Source organism: Mesorhizobium sp. B4-1-1, from assembly GCF_006439375.1.
Taxonomy (GTDB): domain Bacteria; phylum Pseudomonadota; class Alphaproteobacteria; order Rhizobiales; family Rhizobiaceae; genus Mesorhizobium.
Map to the genome: position 1 here is coordinate 201,724 of NZ_VFTH01000002.1, position 17,238 is coordinate 218,961.

At 63.3% G+C, this 17,238-nt stretch carries 17 protein-coding genes and 1 riboswitch; of the genes, 5 read left to right on the forward strand and 12 right to left on the reverse strand.

Translation table 11 applies throughout. The features are described 5' to 3' along the window. Window positions 1–20 precede the first annotated feature (20 nt). Complete coding sequence (locus tag FJW10_RS03725; RefSeq protein ID WP_140898482.1) at window positions 21–1,115, reverse strand: 2'-deoxycytidine 5'-triphosphate deaminase; 1,095 nt, start codon at window positions 1,113–1,115, stop codon at window positions 21–23. Between the two features lie 77 nt (window positions 1,116–1,192). Further along, window positions 1,193–1,270: riboswitch (SAM riboswitch) on the forward strand. Between the two features lie 56 nt (window positions 1,271–1,326). Here FJW10_RS03725 and FJW10_RS03730 point away from each other — a divergent pair. Beyond that, window positions 1,327–2,517, forward strand: coding sequence for an O-succinylhomoserine sulfhydrylase (locus tag FJW10_RS03730; protein ID WP_140898483.1), 1,191 nt, complete (start codon window positions 1,327–1,329; stop codon window positions 2,515–2,517). 33 nt (window positions 2,518–2,550) lie between these two features. On the opposite strand, the gene FJW10_RS03735 is transcribed toward FJW10_RS03730, so the two are convergent. Next, entirely contained in the window at window positions 2,551–3,693 is a 1,143-nt protein-coding gene (locus FJW10_RS03735) for a ceramide glucosyltransferase (protein WP_140898485.1), read from the reverse strand. Between the two features lie 320 nt (window positions 3,694–4,013). Here FJW10_RS03735 and apaG point away from each other — a divergent pair, with 320 nt between their 5' ends. Then, window positions 4,014–4,406, forward strand: a complete 393-nt coding sequence (gene apaG / locus FJW10_RS03740) for a Co2+/Mg2+ efflux protein ApaG (protein WP_140833938.1) — start codon at window positions 4,014–4,016, stop codon at window positions 4,404–4,406. 195 nt (window positions 4,407–4,601) lie between these two features. Here the strand turns inward: apaG and FJW10_RS03745 are convergent, their stop codons facing one another. The 3 genes from FJW10_RS03745 to FJW10_RS03755 form a co-directional block, all read right to left on the reverse strand. Further along, the gene (locus FJW10_RS03745; protein WP_140898487.1) at window positions 4,602–5,630 is read right to left on the reverse strand and encodes an Hsp33 family molecular chaperone; all 1,029 of its coding nucleotides are present in this window, start codon (window positions 5,628–5,630) and stop codon (window positions 4,602–4,604) included. 123 nt (window positions 5,631–5,753) lie between these two features. Next, window positions 5,754–6,665 carry an ornithine carbamoyltransferase gene (argF, locus tag FJW10_RS03750; protein ID WP_140833934.1) on the reverse strand — a complete coding sequence of 304 codons (912 nt, stop codon included), beginning with the start codon at window positions 6,663–6,665 and terminating at the stop codon, window positions 5,754–5,756. A 16-nt stretch (window positions 6,666–6,681) separates the two neighbouring features. Further along, window positions 6,682–7,881, reverse strand: a complete 1,200-nt coding sequence (locus tag FJW10_RS03755; protein ID WP_140898489.1) for an aspartate aminotransferase family protein — start codon at window positions 7,879–7,881, stop codon at window positions 6,682–6,684. A 357-nt stretch (window positions 7,882–8,238) separates the two neighbouring features. Between FJW10_RS03755 and FJW10_RS03760 the strand changes: the two genes are divergently transcribed. Then, entirely contained in the window at window positions 8,239–8,757 is a 519-nt protein-coding gene (locus FJW10_RS03760; RefSeq protein ID WP_140898491.1) for a GcrA family cell cycle regulator, read from the forward strand. A gap of 107 nt (window positions 8,758–8,864) precedes the next feature. On the opposite strand, the gene FJW10_RS03765 is transcribed toward FJW10_RS03760, so the two are convergent. The 3 genes from FJW10_RS03765 to FJW10_RS03775 form a co-directional block, all read right to left on the reverse strand. Then, entirely contained in the window at window positions 8,865–9,869 is a 1,005-nt protein-coding gene (locus FJW10_RS03765) for a magnesium and cobalt transport protein CorA (RefSeq protein WP_140898493.1), read from the reverse strand. A 187-nt stretch (window positions 9,870–10,056) separates the two neighbouring features. Next, window positions 10,057–10,779 (reverse strand): phosphate signaling complex protein PhoU, encoded by a 723-nt coding sequence (gene phoU, locus FJW10_RS03770; protein WP_140833926.1) that lies wholly within the window; start codon window positions 10,777–10,779, stop codon window positions 10,057–10,059. A gap of 108 nt (window positions 10,780–10,887) precedes the next feature. Then, window positions 10,888–12,153, reverse strand: a complete 1,266-nt coding sequence (locus FJW10_RS03775; RefSeq protein WP_140898495.1) for an ATP-binding protein — start codon at window positions 12,151–12,153, stop codon at window positions 10,888–10,890. 201 nt (window positions 12,154–12,354) lie between these two features. On the opposite strand from FJW10_RS03775, the gene ppk2 reads away from it, so the two are divergent. Continuing rightward, entirely contained in the window at window positions 12,355–13,260 is a 906-nt protein-coding gene (gene ppk2, locus FJW10_RS03780; protein WP_140898496.1) for a polyphosphate kinase 2, read from the forward strand. A 219-nt stretch (window positions 13,261–13,479) separates the two neighbouring features. On the opposite strand, the gene FJW10_RS03785 is transcribed toward ppk2, so the two are convergent. From FJW10_RS03785 to FJW10_RS03795, 3 genes are all read right to left on the reverse strand, one after another. Further along, window positions 13,480–14,229 (reverse strand): enoyl-CoA hydratase-related protein, encoded by a 750-nt coding sequence (locus FJW10_RS03785; protein WP_140898498.1) that lies wholly within the window; start codon window positions 14,227–14,229, stop codon window positions 13,480–13,482. 11 nt (window positions 14,230–14,240) lie between these two features. Then, a complete protein-coding gene (locus tag FJW10_RS03790) occupies window positions 14,241–14,879 on the reverse strand; it encodes an acyl-homoserine-lactone synthase (protein WP_140645276.1) in 639 nt (212 codons plus the stop codon). Window positions 14,880–14,977: 98 nt separating this feature from the next. Beyond that, a complete protein-coding gene (locus FJW10_RS03795; RefSeq protein WP_140833917.1) occupies window positions 14,978–15,709 on the reverse strand; it encodes a LuxR family transcriptional regulator in 732 nt (243 codons plus the stop codon). Between the two features lie 279 nt (window positions 15,710–15,988). Between FJW10_RS03795 and FJW10_RS03800 the strand changes: the two genes are divergently transcribed. Next, window positions 15,989–16,810: a transporter substrate-binding domain-containing protein gene (locus tag FJW10_RS03800; protein ID WP_140898787.1), complete on the forward strand. Its 822-nt coding sequence runs from the start codon at window positions 15,989–15,991 to the stop codon at window positions 16,808–16,810. A 14-nt stretch (window positions 16,811–16,824) separates the two neighbouring features. On the opposite strand, the gene FJW10_RS03805 is transcribed toward FJW10_RS03800, so the two are convergent. Then, the gene (locus FJW10_RS03805) at window positions 16,825–17,238 is read right to left on the reverse strand and encodes a tellurite resistance TerB family protein (RefSeq protein WP_140898499.1); all 414 of its coding nucleotides are present in this window, start codon (window positions 17,236–17,238) and stop codon (window positions 16,825–16,827) included.

A 17,238-nucleotide genomic window follows, 5' to 3' on the forward strand; every position in this document is an offset into this window, starting at 1 on the left:
TCAGCAGCTCAGACCTTAGACTAGCGCGCGGCGCGAAAATGCTTGGAGAGCTTCAGGCCCTGCGCCTGGTAGTTCGAGCCGAGGTCGCTGCCGTAAAGCGCCTGCGGCCGCTGCAGCATGTGCTCGTAGATGAGGCGGCCGACGATCTGGCCGTGATCGAGGATGAACGGCACTTCGTGGCTGCGCACTTCCAGCACCGCCCGGCTGCCGCTGCCGCCGGCGGCGGAGTGGCCGAAGCCCGGGTCGAAGAAGCCGGCATAGTGGACGCGGAACTCACCGACCAGCGGATCGAAAGGCGTCATCTCGGCGGCATAGAGCGGCGGCACATGCACGGCTTCGCGGCTGACCAGGATGTAGAATTCGTCGGGGTCGAGCACGAGTTCGCCGGCGCCGCTCTTGTAGATCGGCTCCCAGAAATCGACGACATCCTGCGCGGCGCGCTTGTCGACATCGACGAGGCCGGTGTGGTGCTTGCCGCGGTAGCCGACAAGGCCGTCCTTGTCGCCGTCGAGGTCGATGGAGAGCGCGATGCCGCCGCCTGAAATATTGGGCGGCTCGGTGGCGACCAGCATCTCGGCGCGGTGAAGGTCGCGCAGCTCGCTTTCCGAAAGCACCGCGTTGCCGGTGCGAAAACGGATCTGCGACAGCCGCGAGCCGGCCCGCACGACGATCGGGAAGGTGCGCGGGCTGACTTCGAGATAGAGCGGCCCGTGATAGCCGGCGGCGATCTTGTCGAACTCGTGGCCGCGATCGGTCATCACCCGGGTGAAGATGTCGAGCCGCCCGGTCGAGCTCTTGGGATTGGCGGAAGCGGACACATTCGAGGGCAGCGCCAGGCTTTCGAGCAGCGGCACGATGTAGACGCAACCCGTCTCCAGCACCGCGCCCTCGGCGAGGCTGAATTCATGCAACTTCAGCCGCTCGAGCTTGTCGGCTACCCGATGATCGGGGCCGGGCAGGAAGGAGGCGCGCACGCGGAAGGCCGTGTCGCCGAGCCTGAGGTCAAGGCTGGCCGGCTGGATCTGGTTGGTGTCCAGCGCGCGCGGCGACTTCAGCGCGGCGGACTGGAACAGCGCGGAAATATCCTGGTCGGGAAGAATGCCTGTCTGCCGCAAAGTCTTACTCCGCTCTGCTGGTACAAACCTCTTAATGAAGCCGGCAATTGACGCAAGCGCGGCGCGGGTCTAAAGGGTCGTTATCCCGTGGTGATTTGGCCGGTCGGCTTGCAGCCACGTTAAACAAGTCGCTAAAGGACCGTCGAGCCGCAAGGCTATATGGACCGGTTGCGACTTCGCGGCCGGTTTTTTTGTGTCTGGAAGCAGGGCTATGAGCACCAAAAAGCGCAACTGGAAACCTCAGACGGCACTCGTGCATGGCGGAACGCTGCGTTCCGGCTTCGGCGAGACATCCGAGGCGATGTACCTCACCCAGGGCTATGTCTACGAGACGGCGCAAGCCGCGGAAGCCCGCTTCAAGGGCGAGGAGCCCGGTTTCATCTATTCGCGCTACGCCAACCCGACGGTCGACATGTTCGAAAAGCGCATGTGCGCGCTCGAAGGCGCCGAGGATGCCCGCGCTACCGCTTCCGGCATGGCGGCCGTCTCAGCCGCGTTGCTGTGCAGCGCCAAGGCTGGCGACCATATCGTTGCGGCGCGCGCCCTGTTCGGCTCCTGTCGCTGGGTGGTCGAGACGCTGGCGCCGCGCTACGGCATCCAGGCGACGCTGGTCGACGGCACCGACATCGCCAATTGGGAAAAGGCGATAAGGCCGAACACCAAGCTGTTTTTCCTCGAAAGCCCGACCAATCCGACGCTGGAAGTGGTCGACATCGCCGCGGTTGCCAAGCTCGCCAATTCGATCGGCGCGCGCGTGATCGTCGACAATGTCTTCGCCACGCCGCTGCAGCAGAAGCCGCTGCAGCTCGGCGCCCATATTGTCGTCTATTCGGCGACCAAGCACATAGACGGCCAGGGCCGTTGCCTTGGCGGCGTCATCCTGTCCGACAAGAAATGGATCGACGAGAACCTGCACGACTATTTCCGCCACACCGGCCCCAGCCTGTCGCCCTTCAACGCCTGGACGCTGTTGAAAGGCCTGGAGACGCTGCCGCTGCGCGTGCGCCAGCAGACCGAGAGCGCCGGCAAGATCGCGGATTTCCTCGCCGGCCGATCGGAGATCGCCCGCGTCATCTATCCGGGCCGGGCCGACCACCCGCAGGCCGATATCGTCAAGAAGCAGATGTCGGGTGGCTCGACGCTGATCTGCCTCGACGTCAAGGGCGGCAAGCAGGCGGCCTTCGCCTTGCAGAACGCGCTCGACATCGTGCTGATCTCGAACAATCTCGGCGACGCCAAGAGCCTGATCACCCATCCGGCGACGACCACGCACAAGAACCTGAGCGACGACGCGCGGGCCGAACTCGGCATCGGGCCGGGCACGCTCAGGCTCTCCGTCGGCCTGGAGGACGCCGACGATCTGCTGGAGGACATCGAGCAGGCGCTGAAGGCGGCCAAATAAGACCTGTAGCGGCGACCGTCGCTACACAGGACTTCAGGCAAGCTCCTCCAGTTCGGTCATCGCCTTGGTGCGGATGGTCATGGCATTGCCGCGCCATTCGACGGCGCCGCCGAACCAGGCGCGCACCCAGATGGCCGGAAGCATCGCGTCGCGCGTGAGCATCGCGGTGACGCTGCGCGGCGACAGGTACCAGCCTTTTGCCCAGGCAAGCAGGCATTCCGGCAGATAGGCGGCCGCGAGCACGCAGAGCGCCGTGGTCGGCAGGCTGACGCCGGCCGTTGCGGCCGAAATCAGCGCGAGAAGCAGCGGCATCGCGGCGCCGGTCAGGATCTCCGGCGCGAAGAACAGCGGGAAGGTGACGCGGCGCAGCCGCGCCCAGCGCGCCTGGCGTGACCATATCTCGGCGAGCCGGCGCTGGCCGAGCGGCTGCTCGAAAGGCGAAGCGACGAGATTGACGCGCAGGCCCAGGCTGTTGACCAGCTTGGTGGCGGCTGCGTCCTCGGCGATCTCGGCGGCCAAAGCCTGGATACCGCCATTGGCATCGAGCATCGGCTTGTTCCACAGCATGCTCTTGCCTTGGGCGAAGCCGAGCCCAAGCGCCTCGCCGGCATACTGCCAGCGCGCCTGCAGCGTGTTGAGGAAAGCGCATTCGACTTCGGCCCAAAACCTGTCCGGCCGCGAGCCGACCGGCGTCGAGCAGACGAGGCCGGTATCCGGGCGCCATGCCGCCATCAGGTGCTGGACATAATCCCTCGGCATCAGCACGTTGGAATCGGCGAGGACCACCCAATCGTGCCGCGCAGCCTGCCAGCCCTTGATGCAGTTGTTGAGCTTGGGATTGGCGCTGACGCGGTCGTCACCGATCAGGAGCCGCGCCGGCACCTTCGGATAGCGCGCGATCGCCGCATCGATCAGCTTGACCACCGGGTCTTCGGCATGCGCGACGCAGAAGATCAGCTCGTAGCGCGGCCAATCGAGCGAGAAGGCGCGCTGCAAGGTCTCCTGCGTGAACGGCTCGACGCCGCGCGACGGAACGATGATCGAGACCGGCTGCGCGGCGGCCGGCAGCGCAATGATATGCCGCCGCTTCAGCCGCGACGAGGCGAGCAGGATGCTGGCGAGATTGGAGAAAAGAAGGGCTGACGAAGCCAGGCCGGCTGCGAGAGTCAGTTCCATCGAGATCTGGTCACTCCCGATAGAGAGTTTCACCGTTTCACGGAAGCGGCGAACCACTCTATCTCCCTGTTTTTACGCAATTCCGGACGGAAAACCGCTCACACTTTTCCTGGAATTGCCCTGGGCCGCACGCGGCCGTTTCATCAGTTACACAGCGTTCGAGTCGCCCGGCACGGTTTGTGCACACCAACATTGTCATGTGTCACTTAAATGACATTGTTTTTCGGCACCTGCGCTTACAAGGCTGGCAGGATGGTCGGCGCTACGTCTAACAAGAGCGGAGCGTGACATATATTCCGCGGCGGCAACCGGAGTGGCCCATGTATCGCGCAGTGACGCGCAACATCGAAGTGCTGGTCAGGCCCTTCTTTCTGGAGGACCGCTCCGATCCATCCGAGAACCGCTATGTCTGGGGCTATCAGGTGACGATCGACAACCGCTCCGACGAGTTCGTGCAGCTTGTGTCGCGCTACTGGCACATCACCGATGGTCGGGGCCGGGTCGAGGAGGTGCGCGGCGCTGGCGTCGTCGGCGACCAGCCGGAACTCAATCCCGGCGACAGCTACCAGTATACCTCGGGCTGCCCGCTCTCGACGCCGTCGGGCATCATGGTCGGCCATTACACGATGCGCAACGGCCGCGGCGAGACGTTCGATATCGCCATTCCGGCTTTCTCGCTCGATATGCCGGGGACGAGGCGCACGGTGAATTGAGGCCTTTCTCCCCGTCACTACACGGGGAGAAATGCCCGGCAGGGCAATGAGGGGCGGCGCCGACTTCTCGAGATTGCCTTCGAGCTCGGACGAAAGCCTTGAGGTGCCGGCGTAATCTTCTTCGAGGTTGGCGCCGCCCCTCATCCGTCACTTCGTGACACCTTCTCCCCGTGAAACGGGGAGAAGGAAAGGTTCCTACTTCACGAATTCGGCGGGGTCGAAGTCGTATTGCGTCGAGCAGAACTCGCAGGCGACATGGATGCCGCCGTCTTCGGTCGAGTCCTTGATCTCCTCGGCCGAAAAGCCTTCGAGAATGCCGCGGATCTTGTCGCGCGAGCAGGAGCACTGGTCGGCGACAGGCACGCCGCGGAAGACGCGCACGCCGTGTTCGTGGAACAGCCGATAGAGCAACCGCTCGGCGCCCACCGTCGGGTCGATCAACTCGGTCGGCTCGATCGTGCCGAGCAGCGCCAGCAACTCCTGCCAGGAATTGTCGGCCGGGTGGTCCACGACGTCACGCGGATCGCCGTCGCCACCGGAAATATCGGGGACGCGCATGCGCTCCGGCGATTGCGGCAGGAATTGCGCCAGGATGCCGCCGGCGCGCCACTGCTCGCGCGCGCCGGCCGGGCCGGGCGTGACCAGCTTGGCGACCGACATCTTGATCTCGGTCGGGATCTGCTCCGACTGCCGGAAATAGGTGCGCGCGGCATCCTCCAGCGAGGTGCCGTCGAGCTGGACGATGCCCTGGTAGCGCTGCGTATGCGCGCCCTGGTCGATGGTCAAGGCCAAGACGCCGTCGCCAAGCAGCGTCTGCTGCGAGGTCTCGCCGGCGGCGGTCAGCGCCTGCAGCCGGTCGGCATCGAAGCGCGCATAGGCGCGCAACGCATGCGGCGTGGTGAAATCAGCCACCAGCATGTCGACCGGACCGTCGGTGCGGGTCTGCAGGATGAACTTGCCTTCGAATTTCAGCGACGTGCCCAGCAGCACGGTGAGCACGCAGGCTTCCGCCAGCAGGCGGGCGACCGGCTCGGGATAATTGTGGCGGCTCAGAATAGCGTCGAGCATCGGCCCGAGCTGCACGGTGCGGCCGCGCACATCGAGCGGCGCGACCTCGTAAGGCACGACGTGATCGTCGCCGGCGAAGCCGAATTCACCGAGTTGGGGTTTATGTTCAGCCAAGGTCTGGGTTTCCAACATGACAATACTCCGGGGCGCAGCCATGCCGCCCGGTGAGCCGCATGCGTCGAAGCGCGTTCAATTTACGTGATGGCCCGCAAATAGGCATCACATATCCCCAGATCAAGTTGAGCCCGATCGGGCCGGAAGCGGTCAGCTCGGCCCTTCTCAAGCGCCCAGGCACCAGGCCAGCACCGCCTTCTGGGCGTGCAGCCGGTTCTCGGCCTCGTCGAAGACCACCGAATGCGGCCCGTCGATCACCTCGTCGGTGACCTCCTCGCCGCGATGCGCCGGCAGGCAGTGCATGAACAAAGCATCGGGCCTGGCCTTTGCCATCAGCGCCGCATTGACCTGATAGGGCAGGAAGACGTTGTGGCCGCGGGCGCGATGCTCTTGGCCCATCGAGACCCAGCTGTCGGTGACGACGCAGTCGGCCTTGTCGACGGCCTCCTCGGCGGACCTGGAAAACCGGACTTTGCCGCCATTGGCTTTCGACCAGTCGACATATTTCTCGAAAGGCTCGCTGCCTTCCGGCACAGCGACATTGAGGCTGAAGCGGAACCGCGCCGAGGCTTCCAGGAGCGAATGCAGCACATTGTTGCCGTCGCCGGTCCAGGCGAAGGTCTTGCCGGCCACCGGCCCGCGATGTTCCTCAAAGGTCATGATGTCGGCCATGAGCTGGCAGGGATGCGTGTCGTCGGTCAGCCCGTTGATCACCGGAACGGTGGCGTTCTCGGTGAGCTCCAGCAGCCGGTCATGCGAGGTGGTGCGGATCATGATGGCGTCGACGTAACGCGACAGCACCTTTGCCGTGTCGGCGATCGTCTCCGACCGGCCGAGCTGCATCTCGGTGCCGGTCAGCATGATGGTCTCGCCGCCGAGCTGGCGCATGCCGACATCAAAGGATACGCGCGTGCGCGTCGACGGCTTGTCGAAGATCATGGCCAGCACCTTGCCATCGAGCGGTTTTGAACGCTCGCCCGCCTTGAGCCTGGTCTTTCGCGCCACCGCGTCGTCCAGCATGATGCGCAGGTCGCCCGCCGAAACGGCGGATAGATCGGTGAAGTGGCGAACGCTCATCGGCAGGTTCCAGAAATTATTTGGCGGCTTCGGCCGCAGTCGCGTCGGTCAGGCCCTTGGCGCCGCCGCGAATGCGCTCCAGCGCCTCGCCGATCTCCTCGTCGGTGACGGTGAGCGGCGGGAGGAGGCGGATGACATTGTCGCCCGCCGGCACGGCAAGCAGGTGCTGGTCGCGCAGCGCCATGTTCACCTTGGTGTTGGGCATGGCGCATTTCAGGCCGAGCATCAGGCCGGTTCCCCTGATGCCCTCGATGACGTCGGGGAATTCATCGGCCACCGCCGCAAGGCCCTGCTTCAGAAGCAGCGCCTTGCGCTGCACGTCCTCGAGGAAGCCGTCGGCCAGAACAATGTCGAGCACGGCGTTGCCGACGGCCATCGCCAGCGGATTGCCGCCGAAGGTGGTGCCGTGCACGCCGGCCGTCATGCCGGTCGCCGCCTCGTCGGTGGCAAGGCAGGCGCCCATCGGAAAACCGCCGCCGATGCCCTTGGCGATCGCCATCAGATCGGGCGTGACGCCCGTCCATTCATGCGCGAACAGCTTGCCGGTACGACCGATGCCGCACTGGACCTCGTCGAAGATCAACAGCAGGCCGTGCTTGTCGCAGAGTTGCCGCAGCCGCTTCAAGGACTGCGTCGGCACCGGGCGAATGCCGCCCTCGCCTTGCACCGGCTCGATCAGGATCGCCGCGGTCTCCGGCGTGATCGCCTTTTCCGCGGCGTCGATGTCGTCGAAAGCGACCTGGTCGAATCCCTCGACCTTCGGACCGAAGCCTTCGAGATATTTGTACTGGCCGCCGGCGGCGATCGTCGCCAGCGTGCGGCCGTGAAAGGCACCCTCGAACGTGATGATGCGGAAACGCTCGGGATGGCCCTTGACGAATTGATAGCGCCGGGCCGTCTTGATGGCGCATTCCAGCGCTTCGGCACCGGAATTGGTGAAGAACACCTTGTCTGCAAAGGTCGCTTCGGCCAGCCGCTCGCCCAGCCGGCGCTGCTCCGGGATCTCATAGAGGTTGGAGACGTGCCACAGCTTGGCGGCCTGCTCGGTGAGCGCCGCAACCAGATGCGGATGGCCGTGGCCCAGCGAATTCACCGCGATGCCGCCCGCGAAGTCGAGATATCGCTCGCCCTTGTCGGTGACCAGCCAGGTCCCCTCCCCGCGGTCGAAAGCCAGGGGGGCGCGAGCAAAGGTCTCGTAAAGCGCCGAACCGCTCATTATATGCATCTCCGGAACCGGAAATCAAAAAAGCCGCCAATGCGGCGGCCTTTGCGGCTTATCATGTTTTTCGGCCATGAAGTCAACGAAAACGTCACGCAGAAGCGCGTGGCGATCCTCCGACGCCACGCCGGCTCATAAGTAGACCGGCAAGTTGGGGAAAACCGAAAAAACCGAATCGTGTTGCCCTGGGGACTCTTGTCACCGAGTCAGCGCTTAAGGTATTTGTAGTCGAGAAATAACTAGATTTCGTGCGGCGGACCTAGATCACCCGGTATATGTGGTGTTGTTTGCCCGGCGGAAGCCGGGTCGGGAACGGATTCTGACTACCGCACGCCTCAGCAGGAGCGCGGCCCCATGAACTGGACTGATGAGCGGGTAGAACTTCTCAGGAAACTGTGGTCGGAGGGTCTGAGCGCCAGCCAGATTGCCGCACAGCTTGGCGGAGTGAGCCGCAACGCCGTCATCGGCAAGGTGCATCGCCTGAAGCTGTCGGGCCGCGGCCGCGCGACGGCCGCCCCGGCGCGCCAGAAGAAGGCGACGCAAGGCGCCTCGATGCAGAAATCGGTGGCCCGCGCTTCAAGTGCCGCGCGTCACGTGACCGCCACCATCGGCGCCACCGCGCTGCAGGTGCAGTTCGACGCCGAGCCGGTCGCGCGCCACTATATCCGACCGGTCGAGAACGTGGTCGTGCCGATCTCGCGGCATCTGCAACTCGTCGAGCTGACCGAACGCACCTGCAAATGGCCGAACGGAGATCCGCTGTCGGAAGACTTCAACTTCTGCGGCAACGACGCCGCCGAAACGGGACCCTATTGCAAGTATCATTCCCGGGTGGCGTTCCAGCCGGCGGGCGAGCGGCGCCGGGCAAGGTAATAGCGAATAGCGAATAGCGAATAGCGAATAGCGAATAGAACGGCTTGGCTTCTGTAACAGGGAGCAAGCCGTTTTTTTCGCTGTTCCCTATTCGCTATTCGCTCTCTTCACAGCCACCCATTCTTCTTGAACCGCCAGTACAGGAACGAGCAGATCGCGGCCATCACCAGCAGGATGATTGGATAACCGTATTCCATCTTCAGTTCCGGCATGTCGGAGAAGTTCATGCCGTAGATGCCTGCGAAGGCCGTGGGCACCGCCAGAATGGCGGCCCATGAGGCGAGCTTCTTGGATATTGCGGTTTCCTGGCTCTGCCCCACCAGCAGACTGGCTTCGAAGGCGAAGGCCAGAACCTCGCGCAGCGAGTCGATCTTTTCCTGCACGGTGCGGATGTGGTCGGTCACGTCGCGAAACAGCGGATGCATGGCGGCATGGATCTGCGGCAGGTCGGCGCTGGTCAGCCGACGGCAGACCTCGACCAGCGGCAGCGCCGCATTGCGCAGGCGCAGCAGATCGCGGCGCAGCATGTAAAGCCGCTCGATATCGGAACCTGTCATCGGCTTCAAAAGCACCTTGTCCTCGATCGCCTCCACCTCGTCCTCGATCTGCTCCAGCACCGGCATGTAGTTGTCCACGATGAAATCGAGGATGGCGTAGAGGACGAAGTCCTCGCCCTTGGCGAGCGAATGCGGGCAGCTCTCCCAGTGCTGGCGCACGGCGGCGTAAGAGGTCGACGGGCCGTGCCGGACGCTGACAATGTAGCCGGTGCCGACGAACAGATGCGTCTCGCCGAAAGTGACGCGACCGTCGATCAATTGCGCGGTGCGGGCAACGATGAAGAGGGCGTCGCCATATTGCTCGATCTTCGGGCGCGCATGCGGATGCTCGGCATCCTCGATCGCCAAATCATGCAGGTGGAATTGCGCCTGCACGCGCAGCAGAAGGTTGCGATCGGGCTCAAGCAGGCCGATCCAGACGACATGGCCGGGCTTTGCCGCCCATTCGCCGGCCTGTTCGATGGTGATGTCGGCGATGCGCTTGCCGCCCGAATAGACGCTGGATGCAATGATGCCCGACGTTAGGGCCGGGGTCAGGTTTCGAACTTGTTCCATCGCAAACCTCCCGAGACTGCGACTGACAAAATCGCTGTCCCTGGAACGTTTCACCGTTTCATCGAAACGGCGAACCGCCCAATCTTCTTATTTCACGCAATTCCGGACGGAAAACCGTTTCACACTTTTCCTGGAATTGCTCGGAGGAGCTTAGCCTATATTAGAACGCCGTTCGAGAGGCGCCGGTTCACTTAGCCGATACCATGCCCGGAAGCACAACCTTGTCGGTCTTGTCGCCTTTCGGCCGGTCCGCGGGCATCTGGTCGCCGGTGACGATATAGTAGATGGTCTCGGCGATATTGGTCGCGTGGTCGCCGATGCGCTCGATGTTCTTGGCGCAGAATAGAAGATGCGTGCAGGGCGTGATGTTGCGCGGATCTTCCATCATGTAGGTCAAAAGCTCGCGGAATAGCGAGGTGTACATGGCGTCGATCTGGTCGTCCCGGTCGCGCACGAGGCCAATCCCCTCGACCGAGCGCGAGGCATAGACGTCGAGCACGTCCTTGAGCTGCGTCAGCGCCAGATTGGCAAGGGCCTCCAGGCCGCGGAAAAGACTGTTCGGCTGGCGGCCGTCGACTGAGGCCACGCGCTTGGCGACGTTCTTGCCCAAGTCGCCGACGCGCTCGATATCGGCCGAGATACGGATCGCGCCAACGATCTCGCGCAAGTCCGTCGCCATCGGCTGGCGCCTGGCGATGATGATGATGGCCTTGTCGTCGATCTCGCGCTGTCCTTCGTCGAGGACGAGATCGTCCTGGATGACCTTCTGCGCGAGGCCATGGTCGACGTTCACAAGGGCCGCAACCGCCTGTTCGACCATGCGCTCGGCATGGCCGCCCATCGCAGCGATGCGCTTCGACAGGAACTTCAGCTCTTCATCATAGGCACTGGCGATATGGACGGACTGCATGGATATGCCTTCCCGGTTTATGCCGGCTGGTGCGTTCCCTCAATCCGTCGCTGATACGCGAACCGCATGACAGAAAGAAGAAAATCGCGGTTGGCAACCGATACACGATCAGCGAGCCGGCAAATGAACCGTGAACGCCGCGCCCTTGCCGACTTCCGACTTGATCGACAACCTTGCGTTATGACGGGTCAATATATGCTTGACGATCGAAAGGCCAAGCCCGGTGCCTTTCTGGGTGCGGCTGTTTTCGACATCGACGCGGTAGAAGCGCTCGGTGATGCGCGGGATGTGTTCTTCGGCAATGCCCGGACCATAGTCCCTTATCGTGACGTCGAAGCCAGGCTGTTGGCTATCCTCGCCGCCGGCGATCGATACGGTGACGTGCCCGCCTGACTGGCCGTATTTGCAGGCGTTCTCCAGGAGATTCTCGAAAACCTGGAACAGTTCGTCGCGATCGCCGGGAACGACGAGCGGCCCGTTGGCGAATTCCCGCTCGATGACGACGCCGTTCTCACCGGCCAGCGGCCCGAGCGAATCGATGACGCTATCGATCGTCTGGCGAAGATCGACCTCCGTGCCCGGCCTCAGATAGGGTTTCATCTCCAACCGCGACAGCGAGAGCAGATCGTCGATCAGGCGGGCCATGCGGCCGGTCTGGTTCTGCATGATCTGCAGGAACTGGTCGCGCGCCGCCGGATCGTTGCGGGCCGGCCCGCGCAGCGTCTCGATGAAGCCGGCGATCGAGGCGAGCGGCGTGCGCAGTTCATGGCTGGCATTGGCGATGAAATCGGCGCGCATGCGATCGATGCGACGCGTCTCGCTCTGATCCTTGAACACCAGCACGTAAAGGCCGGTGGCATGGCCGACCGTGGACGCGCTGACCCGATATGTCCGCTCCACCGGCAGCTTCTCTGTGTAGTCGACCGCATCGGCGGCGACCTGTCCCGACAGGATGCCGTCGAGCAGCGCCTGCATTTCCGGCGCGCGAAACTTCAATGCCAGCGACATCCCCGGAGCCAGCCCGCCGAAGGCGGCGAAGGCGGCGGCGTTGGCGTGAACCATGGCGGCGGAGCGATCGAATATGATGAGCGGATCGGCGACGGCGGCCGCCAGATACTCGCCGGACAGCCGCTGCAGCCCGCTTGCCTCGATCGCTGCTCCCGTATCGGCTGGCTGGCGTTCGGCATTTGCCGGCAGCATCGCGGCAGCCGCCAGCGCGGCTAGGGCCAGCATCAGCACATAGACGGAGGCGCCGGCGAAAAAATAAACGGCAAGGACCGCGAGAACACCCGCGCCAAGCAGCCAGCGGTTGCGTGACAGCCGCGCCGCCAAGGCTTGCCCCCTGTTGTTTTGTCCCGCGCCCGTCTCTGCCATAGGCCCGCGCCACCCCGCATCCCGTTCGACCGGCCAGCGGCTCGCTGGACCGGCCTGACGCATGGGACCCTGAAAATCAGGATCGATTTTCGCGAAGGTTCATGCGCAAAATCAAAATGCTACAGCGTTTTTGCGCCCGAATGCGCGCTGCGCTGCACAGGCTCCATAGCATGAGTCCGCAAACTGGAAAGGTTCGTCTGGATGAAAAAGGCCAAGGAAACGGTTGAAGCGGTGCCGGCCACGGCACCGATCAAGATCAAGATCGGCGGCAAGGAGCGCGAGTTCGACATCGACAATCCGGTGCTCCCGGACTGGATCGAGGACAACAAGCTCACCGCCGGCGGCTATCCTTACGACAAGAAGATGAAAGGCGAGGAGTACGAAAAAGAGCTCGAGGCTCTGCAGATCGAACTGGTCAAGGCGCAGGCCTGGCTGCAGGCCACCGGCAAGCGGGTGATGGCGCTTTTCGAAGGGCGCGACGCGGCCGGCAAGGGCGGCACGATCTTCGTGCTGCGGCAATATTTGAACCCGCGCACGGCGCGCAACGTCGCCCTGACCAAGCCGACGCCGACCGAGGCGGGGCAGTGGTATTACCAGCGCTATGTCGACCATTTCCCGACCTCGGGCGAGTTCGTCACCTTCGACCGCTCCTGGTACAACCGCGCCGGCGTCGAACCGGTCATGGGGTTCTGCACGCCGGAGCAGCACGAGAAATTTCTCGACGAGACGCCGCATTTCGAGCGGATGATCTCCAACGAGGGCATCCATTTCTTCAAATTCTGGCTGAACATCGGCCGCGAGACCCAGCTCGAACGGTTCCATGACCGCCGTTGGTCGCCGCTGAAGAACTGGAAGTTCTCACCGATCGACATCGCCGGCGTCGGCAAGTGGGACGACTACACCAAGGCGCGCGATCAGATGATCGAGCGCACGCACAAGGAATTCTCGCCCTGGATCGTCGTGCGGGCCAACGACAAGCGCCGCGCCCGGCTCGCGGTGATCCAGCGTATCCTGTCTTCCCTGCCCTATGACGGCCGCGACCTCGATGCCATCGGCAAGTCCGACAAGAAGATCATCGGCGACGGACCGGAATTCCTGAAGGACTAGTGCTTTTCCCCGTTTCATGGAAACGGCGAAACGCCTATCTCTTTGTTTTTACGCAATTCCGGACGGAAAACCGCTCACACTTTTCCGGGAACTGCTCTGGTGTTGCCCCGCACCAGGAAGCGCTGGCCTGAGCGATCTGCGTTGCTATGCAGTTCCAGACGAATTACAGCGCCGCGCGCCTTTCGGCTCGCGCGGCGCTGAGGTTTTTAAGCCAGGCGCTCAGGCAGCCAGGCGGGCGATCCGCTGCAGCCGCTTCAGCGTCGTGTCATCCTGAAGCGCCTGCTGGAACAGCGTGATCTCGTGGTCGATGCGGTCGCACAAGACGTCCGTGTCGCCCTTGAGCAGGCTGCGCGTCTGCAGGAGTGCCGCCACAGGCTTCTTGGCCAGCTGTTTTGCCCTCGCCAGCGTCGCTTCCTCGGCGCTGCCTTGCGTCACGATCTCGCCGACCAGGCCGAGCGCCCTGGCGTCTTCGACGCCCAGCGTATCGCCCAGGCAGAAGAAGCGGAAAGCGCCGGCATAGCCGAGCTTCTGGGGTGCCAGGATGCTGGTCGCCGCGTCCGGCACCAGGCCGAAATCGACGAACGGCACCCTGAAGGTGCTGCCCCGGGAAGCGATCACCATGTCGCAATGGAACAGGATGGTGCAGCCGACACCGACGGCATCGCCGTCGACGCAGGCAAGGACCGGCTTGGGGAAGGTCGCCAACATGCGGAACATGTCGGTGACGGCGGCGATCAACTCTCGGTGCTTGCTGGCATCGAGAAATTCCGAGAAGTCGCCGCCAAGGCAGAAGCATCCGGCAAGGCCGCGCAGCATGACGACACGGACCTCGTCATTGACGGCTGCCTCGTGCAAGGTCCTGGCAAGGCTCGCATAGGCATGCCTGTCGAGCACCGGCCGGCCATCATGCGAGGACACGGTAACGACCAGCGTATGGCCGCGCAGTTCCGGTTCGGGATGGAAATTCATGACCGCCTCCATCACGAAGCCTGCTTGAGGCCGAGCAGACCGGGATAACCCCGGTTCAGCACCGGCAGGTGGTGGTTGCGGCGGGCCCGCACGACATCGAGCGTATGCTCGGTGAAGGTGAGCAGCGTCGCCACGACCTGCTGGTTGCCATAGGTGCGCTGGTAGCCGAGCGGCTTTGCCAGGAAGTGCAGTTGCAGCGCCCGCAGGACCCACATCGGCTCGAACTCGATGATGACCTGATTGACGGAGCGCTTGAGGCCCCATTCGACGAAGCCGGCGATCAGTTCGGTGCCGACCGTCGAGACGCCGCGTTTGCCGTCGCGAAAACCCGGAGCCACCGCGTAGCGGGTCAGTTCCCAGACATTCGGCCCCGAGGGGGAAGGTCCCTCGCAGAGATCCGACAGCACGTCGGTGAGCAGATGCGGCCGTGTGGTCGGCAGCATGCGCTGGTAGCCAGCCAGTTCGCCATTGCGGATGACGAGGTGGTGCTCGGCCTCGTCATGATCGAACTGGTCGATCTCGAGCTGGTCCGGACGATCGAGATCGGTCCATCCCATCTCCTCGACGAAGATCTTGTAGCGCAAGCGATGGACCGCCTCCCACAGGTCGGGACGTTCCATCAGTTCCTGAGTGGTAAGGGCAAAAAGCATTAGCCGTCTCCTAGGCTTAAGAGGAAGATACGGCCGTGATGTCCCTTAAAATATTGCGCGAATGCGCAGGCAAGAACTTCTAGGTCGGCACGGCCGACCTAGCTAATATAGCCACGTCTAATCGCCTCCGCGACTGCCTGCACACGGTTGGCTGCGCCCAGTTTGCTCTTGGCGTTAAGAAGATGTTTCTCGGAAGTGTGTTCCGAGATGCCTAAAATTTGAGATATCTCCCATTCGGACTTGCCGACGGCGGCCCATTGCAGACACTCCCGCTCACGCGCCGTCAATTCAATGTGATCGATGACGCTGTCGGCCTTGGTGTGCAGTTGCATGGCGCGGCCGATCGCATAGGTCGAGGCGAGCGACACCATTCCGAATTCCGCATCCGACAATTCCACGGATTCGCCACCCAGCGAGACCATGACGATCTGGCTATCGAGCGTGACCAGCGGAAATGCCAGGCCGTCGCGCAGCTTGAACTCGCGGGCGTCGCCCATGACTTCGTCGCTGCTCTTGTCGATCAGGGCGTTCTTGGAAGCGTCCCCCCATTGGAACGGGGCCTGAAGCTGCTTCATGTGACTGACGACCGGATCGTGATCGACATAGTTGCGCGCCACATAGCGCTCCAGCCAATCGCCGGGCCAATCGCAAAGCATCACGTGCTGTTTCTGCCGGCCACGCGGCGTGCCCGGCTGCGGCACGGTTCCCGCCATCAATGCGGTCAGGCCGAAGTTCGAGGTGACGCCGAGCAGCCTCTCGCAGACCGCGGCTGCGGTGCCAGCATGCTGCAACTGGTCTATGTATTCCAGAGTTCTGTCAAACAGGCCCATCGCAACATCTACCCCATGTTGCTTCTATTTTTCTCGTTGCCGACGGTAGATGCCCGAACACCCCTTCGCCATCAACCTCGGGTCGCAATTGCCTCAGCAAAGCCGGTAGCTTCCCCCTTCCGGCACGCAGGTCACTTGCAAACGCGCTGAATCATACGCCTAATTCGGCGGCTTGAAATCAAAAACCGTTGTGCCTGCCCCATTTTCATACGAAAAGCCGAGGAACAGGGACAAGCGCGGAGCCATATCGTGATCTTGCGGTGGATATTTCTGGCCCTGATGTCGCTGGTGGGCGGCGCGTTGCCTCTCGCCGATGCGACTCAGGCGGCGGAGCCGCAGGTGCCGGTGCTGTGGGACGCCAAGGAGCGGCTGCCGAAGCCCGACCTCTCCGCGCTGCCGCGGCTCAGATTCCTCACCACCACCGATTTTCCGCCCTTCAACTTCCTCGACGGCGCTGGCCGCCTGTCGGGTTTCCATATCGATCTGGCGCGGGCGATCTGCGCGGAACTGGGCGTCGTCGAGAAATGCCAGGTCCAGGCCTTGCCGTGGAGCGAGTTGGAGGATGCTCTCCAGAAGGGCGAAGGCGAAGCGATCATCGCCGGCATCGCCGCGACGCCGGAGAGCCGTGAGAAATACGCCTTCTCGCGCTCCTACATGCAATTCCCAGCGCGCTTCATCATGCCGAAGGCGCAAGCCTTCGCCGAGCCGATCCTCGACAAATTGCGCAGCAAGCGGGTCGGCGTCATCGCCGGCTCGGCGCATGAGAAAATGCTGCGTGATTACTTCAAGACCGTGCAGGTGGTGACCTTCGACACACCGGAAGACCTCTATGCCGGCCTCAAGGCCGGCAAGGTCGACGCCGCCTTCGGCGACGGCATGCGCTTCGCCTTCTGGCTGGGCGGTTCGGACGCCGCCGGCTGCTGCCGCTTCGCCGGCGGTCCGTATCTGGCGCCGGAGTATCTGGGCTCGGGCATGGCGATCGCCACCCGCAAGAGCGACACCGCGCTTGCCGCCGCCTTCGACTACGCGCTGCAGGAAATCTCGATCAAGGGCAGCTTCGCCGAGTTCTACCTTCGATATTTTCCTGTCAGCTTCTTTTAAGCCCGCAGGCTTCTTCAGGTGAGAGTGCGCAGGCGCGCCTTGGCCGCCCGCGCGATCGCGGCGACGGTCAGCGTATCGAGATCGAGCTTGAGGCGGACGAGCTGCAGCACCCTGACCTCTTCCATGCGCATTTCGAGATCGACGGCGGCGACCTCGAAGGCGGCGGCGTAGGCCGTGTCGCGCAACCGCTCGGGCAGTGCCTCGGCGACGCGCGCGAGCACGCCTTCCAGCCCGTCCTTGTCATGCAACGCCTTCTGGCAGGCTTGCGCGACATTGATCAGCCTGTCGTGGTTGAAATCGACGAACACCGGCCATGAGCGGACGACATCGCCGATCCGCGCCAGCTCGACATCCGTCATGTCGCGGTCAGAAGCCGAAGTGATGACCATCAGATAGATCAGGGCTTCGTGCGGCGTCAGTAAAGGCAT

Excerpts from the sequence above, each read along its gene's own strand:
- FJW10_RS03730 (WP_140898483.1), top strand. The coding sequence starts at position 1,327 with ATGAGCACCAAAAAGCGCAACTGGAAACCTCAGACGGCACTCGTGCAT.
- FJW10_RS03735 (WP_140898485.1), bottom strand. The coding sequence starts at position 3,693 with ATGGAACTGACTCTCGCAGCCGGCCTGGCTTCGTCAGCCCTTCTTTTC.
- apaG (WP_140833938.1), top strand. The coding sequence starts at position 4,014 with ATGTATCGCGCAGTGACGCGCAACATCGAAGTGCTGGTCAGGCCCTTC.
- FJW10_RS03745 (WP_140898487.1), bottom strand. The coding sequence starts at position 5,630 with ATGGCTGCGCCCCGGAGTATTGTCATGTTGGAAACCCAGACCTTGGCT.
- argF (WP_140833934.1), bottom strand. The coding sequence starts at position 6,665 with ATGAGCGTTCGCCACTTCACCGATCTATCCGCCGTTTCGGCGGGCGAC.
- FJW10_RS03755 (WP_140898489.1), bottom strand. The coding sequence starts at position 7,881 with ATGAGCGGTTCGGCGCTTTACGAGACCTTTGCTCGCGCCCCCCTGGCT.
- FJW10_RS03760 (WP_140898491.1), top strand. The coding sequence starts at position 8,239 with ATGAACTGGACTGATGAGCGGGTAGAACTTCTCAGGAAACTGTGGTCG.
- FJW10_RS03765 (WP_140898493.1), bottom strand. The coding sequence starts at position 9,869 with ATGGAACAAGTTCGAAACCTGACCCCGGCCCTAACGTCGGGCATCATT.
- phoU (WP_140833926.1), bottom strand. The coding sequence starts at position 10,779 with ATGCAGTCCGTCCATATCGCCAGTGCCTATGATGAAGAGCTGAAGTTC.
- FJW10_RS03775 (WP_140898495.1), bottom strand. The coding sequence starts at position 12,153 with ATGGCAGAGACGGGCGCGGGACAAAACAACAGGGGGCAAGCCTTGGCG.
- ppk2 (WP_140898496.1), top strand. The coding sequence starts at position 12,355 with ATGAAAAAGGCCAAGGAAACGGTTGAAGCGGTGCCGGCCACGGCACCG.
- FJW10_RS03785 (WP_140898498.1), bottom strand. The coding sequence starts at position 14,229 with ATGAATTTCCATCCCGAACCGGAACTGCGCGGCCATACGCTGGTCGTT.
- FJW10_RS03790 (WP_140645276.1), bottom strand. The coding sequence starts at position 14,879 with ATGCTTTTTGCCCTTACCACTCAGGAACTGATGGAACGTCCCGACCTG.
- FJW10_RS03795 (WP_140833917.1), bottom strand. The coding sequence starts at position 15,709 with ATGGGCCTGTTTGACAGAACTCTGGAATACATAGACCAGTTGCAGCAT.
- FJW10_RS03800 (WP_140898787.1), top strand. The coding sequence starts at position 15,989 with ATGTCGCTGGTGGGCGGCGCGTTGCCTCTCGCCGATGCGACTCAGGCG.
- FJW10_RS03805 (WP_140898499.1), bottom strand. The coding sequence starts at position 17,238 with ATGCCTTTACTGACGCCGCACGAAGCCCTGATCTATCTGATGGTCATC.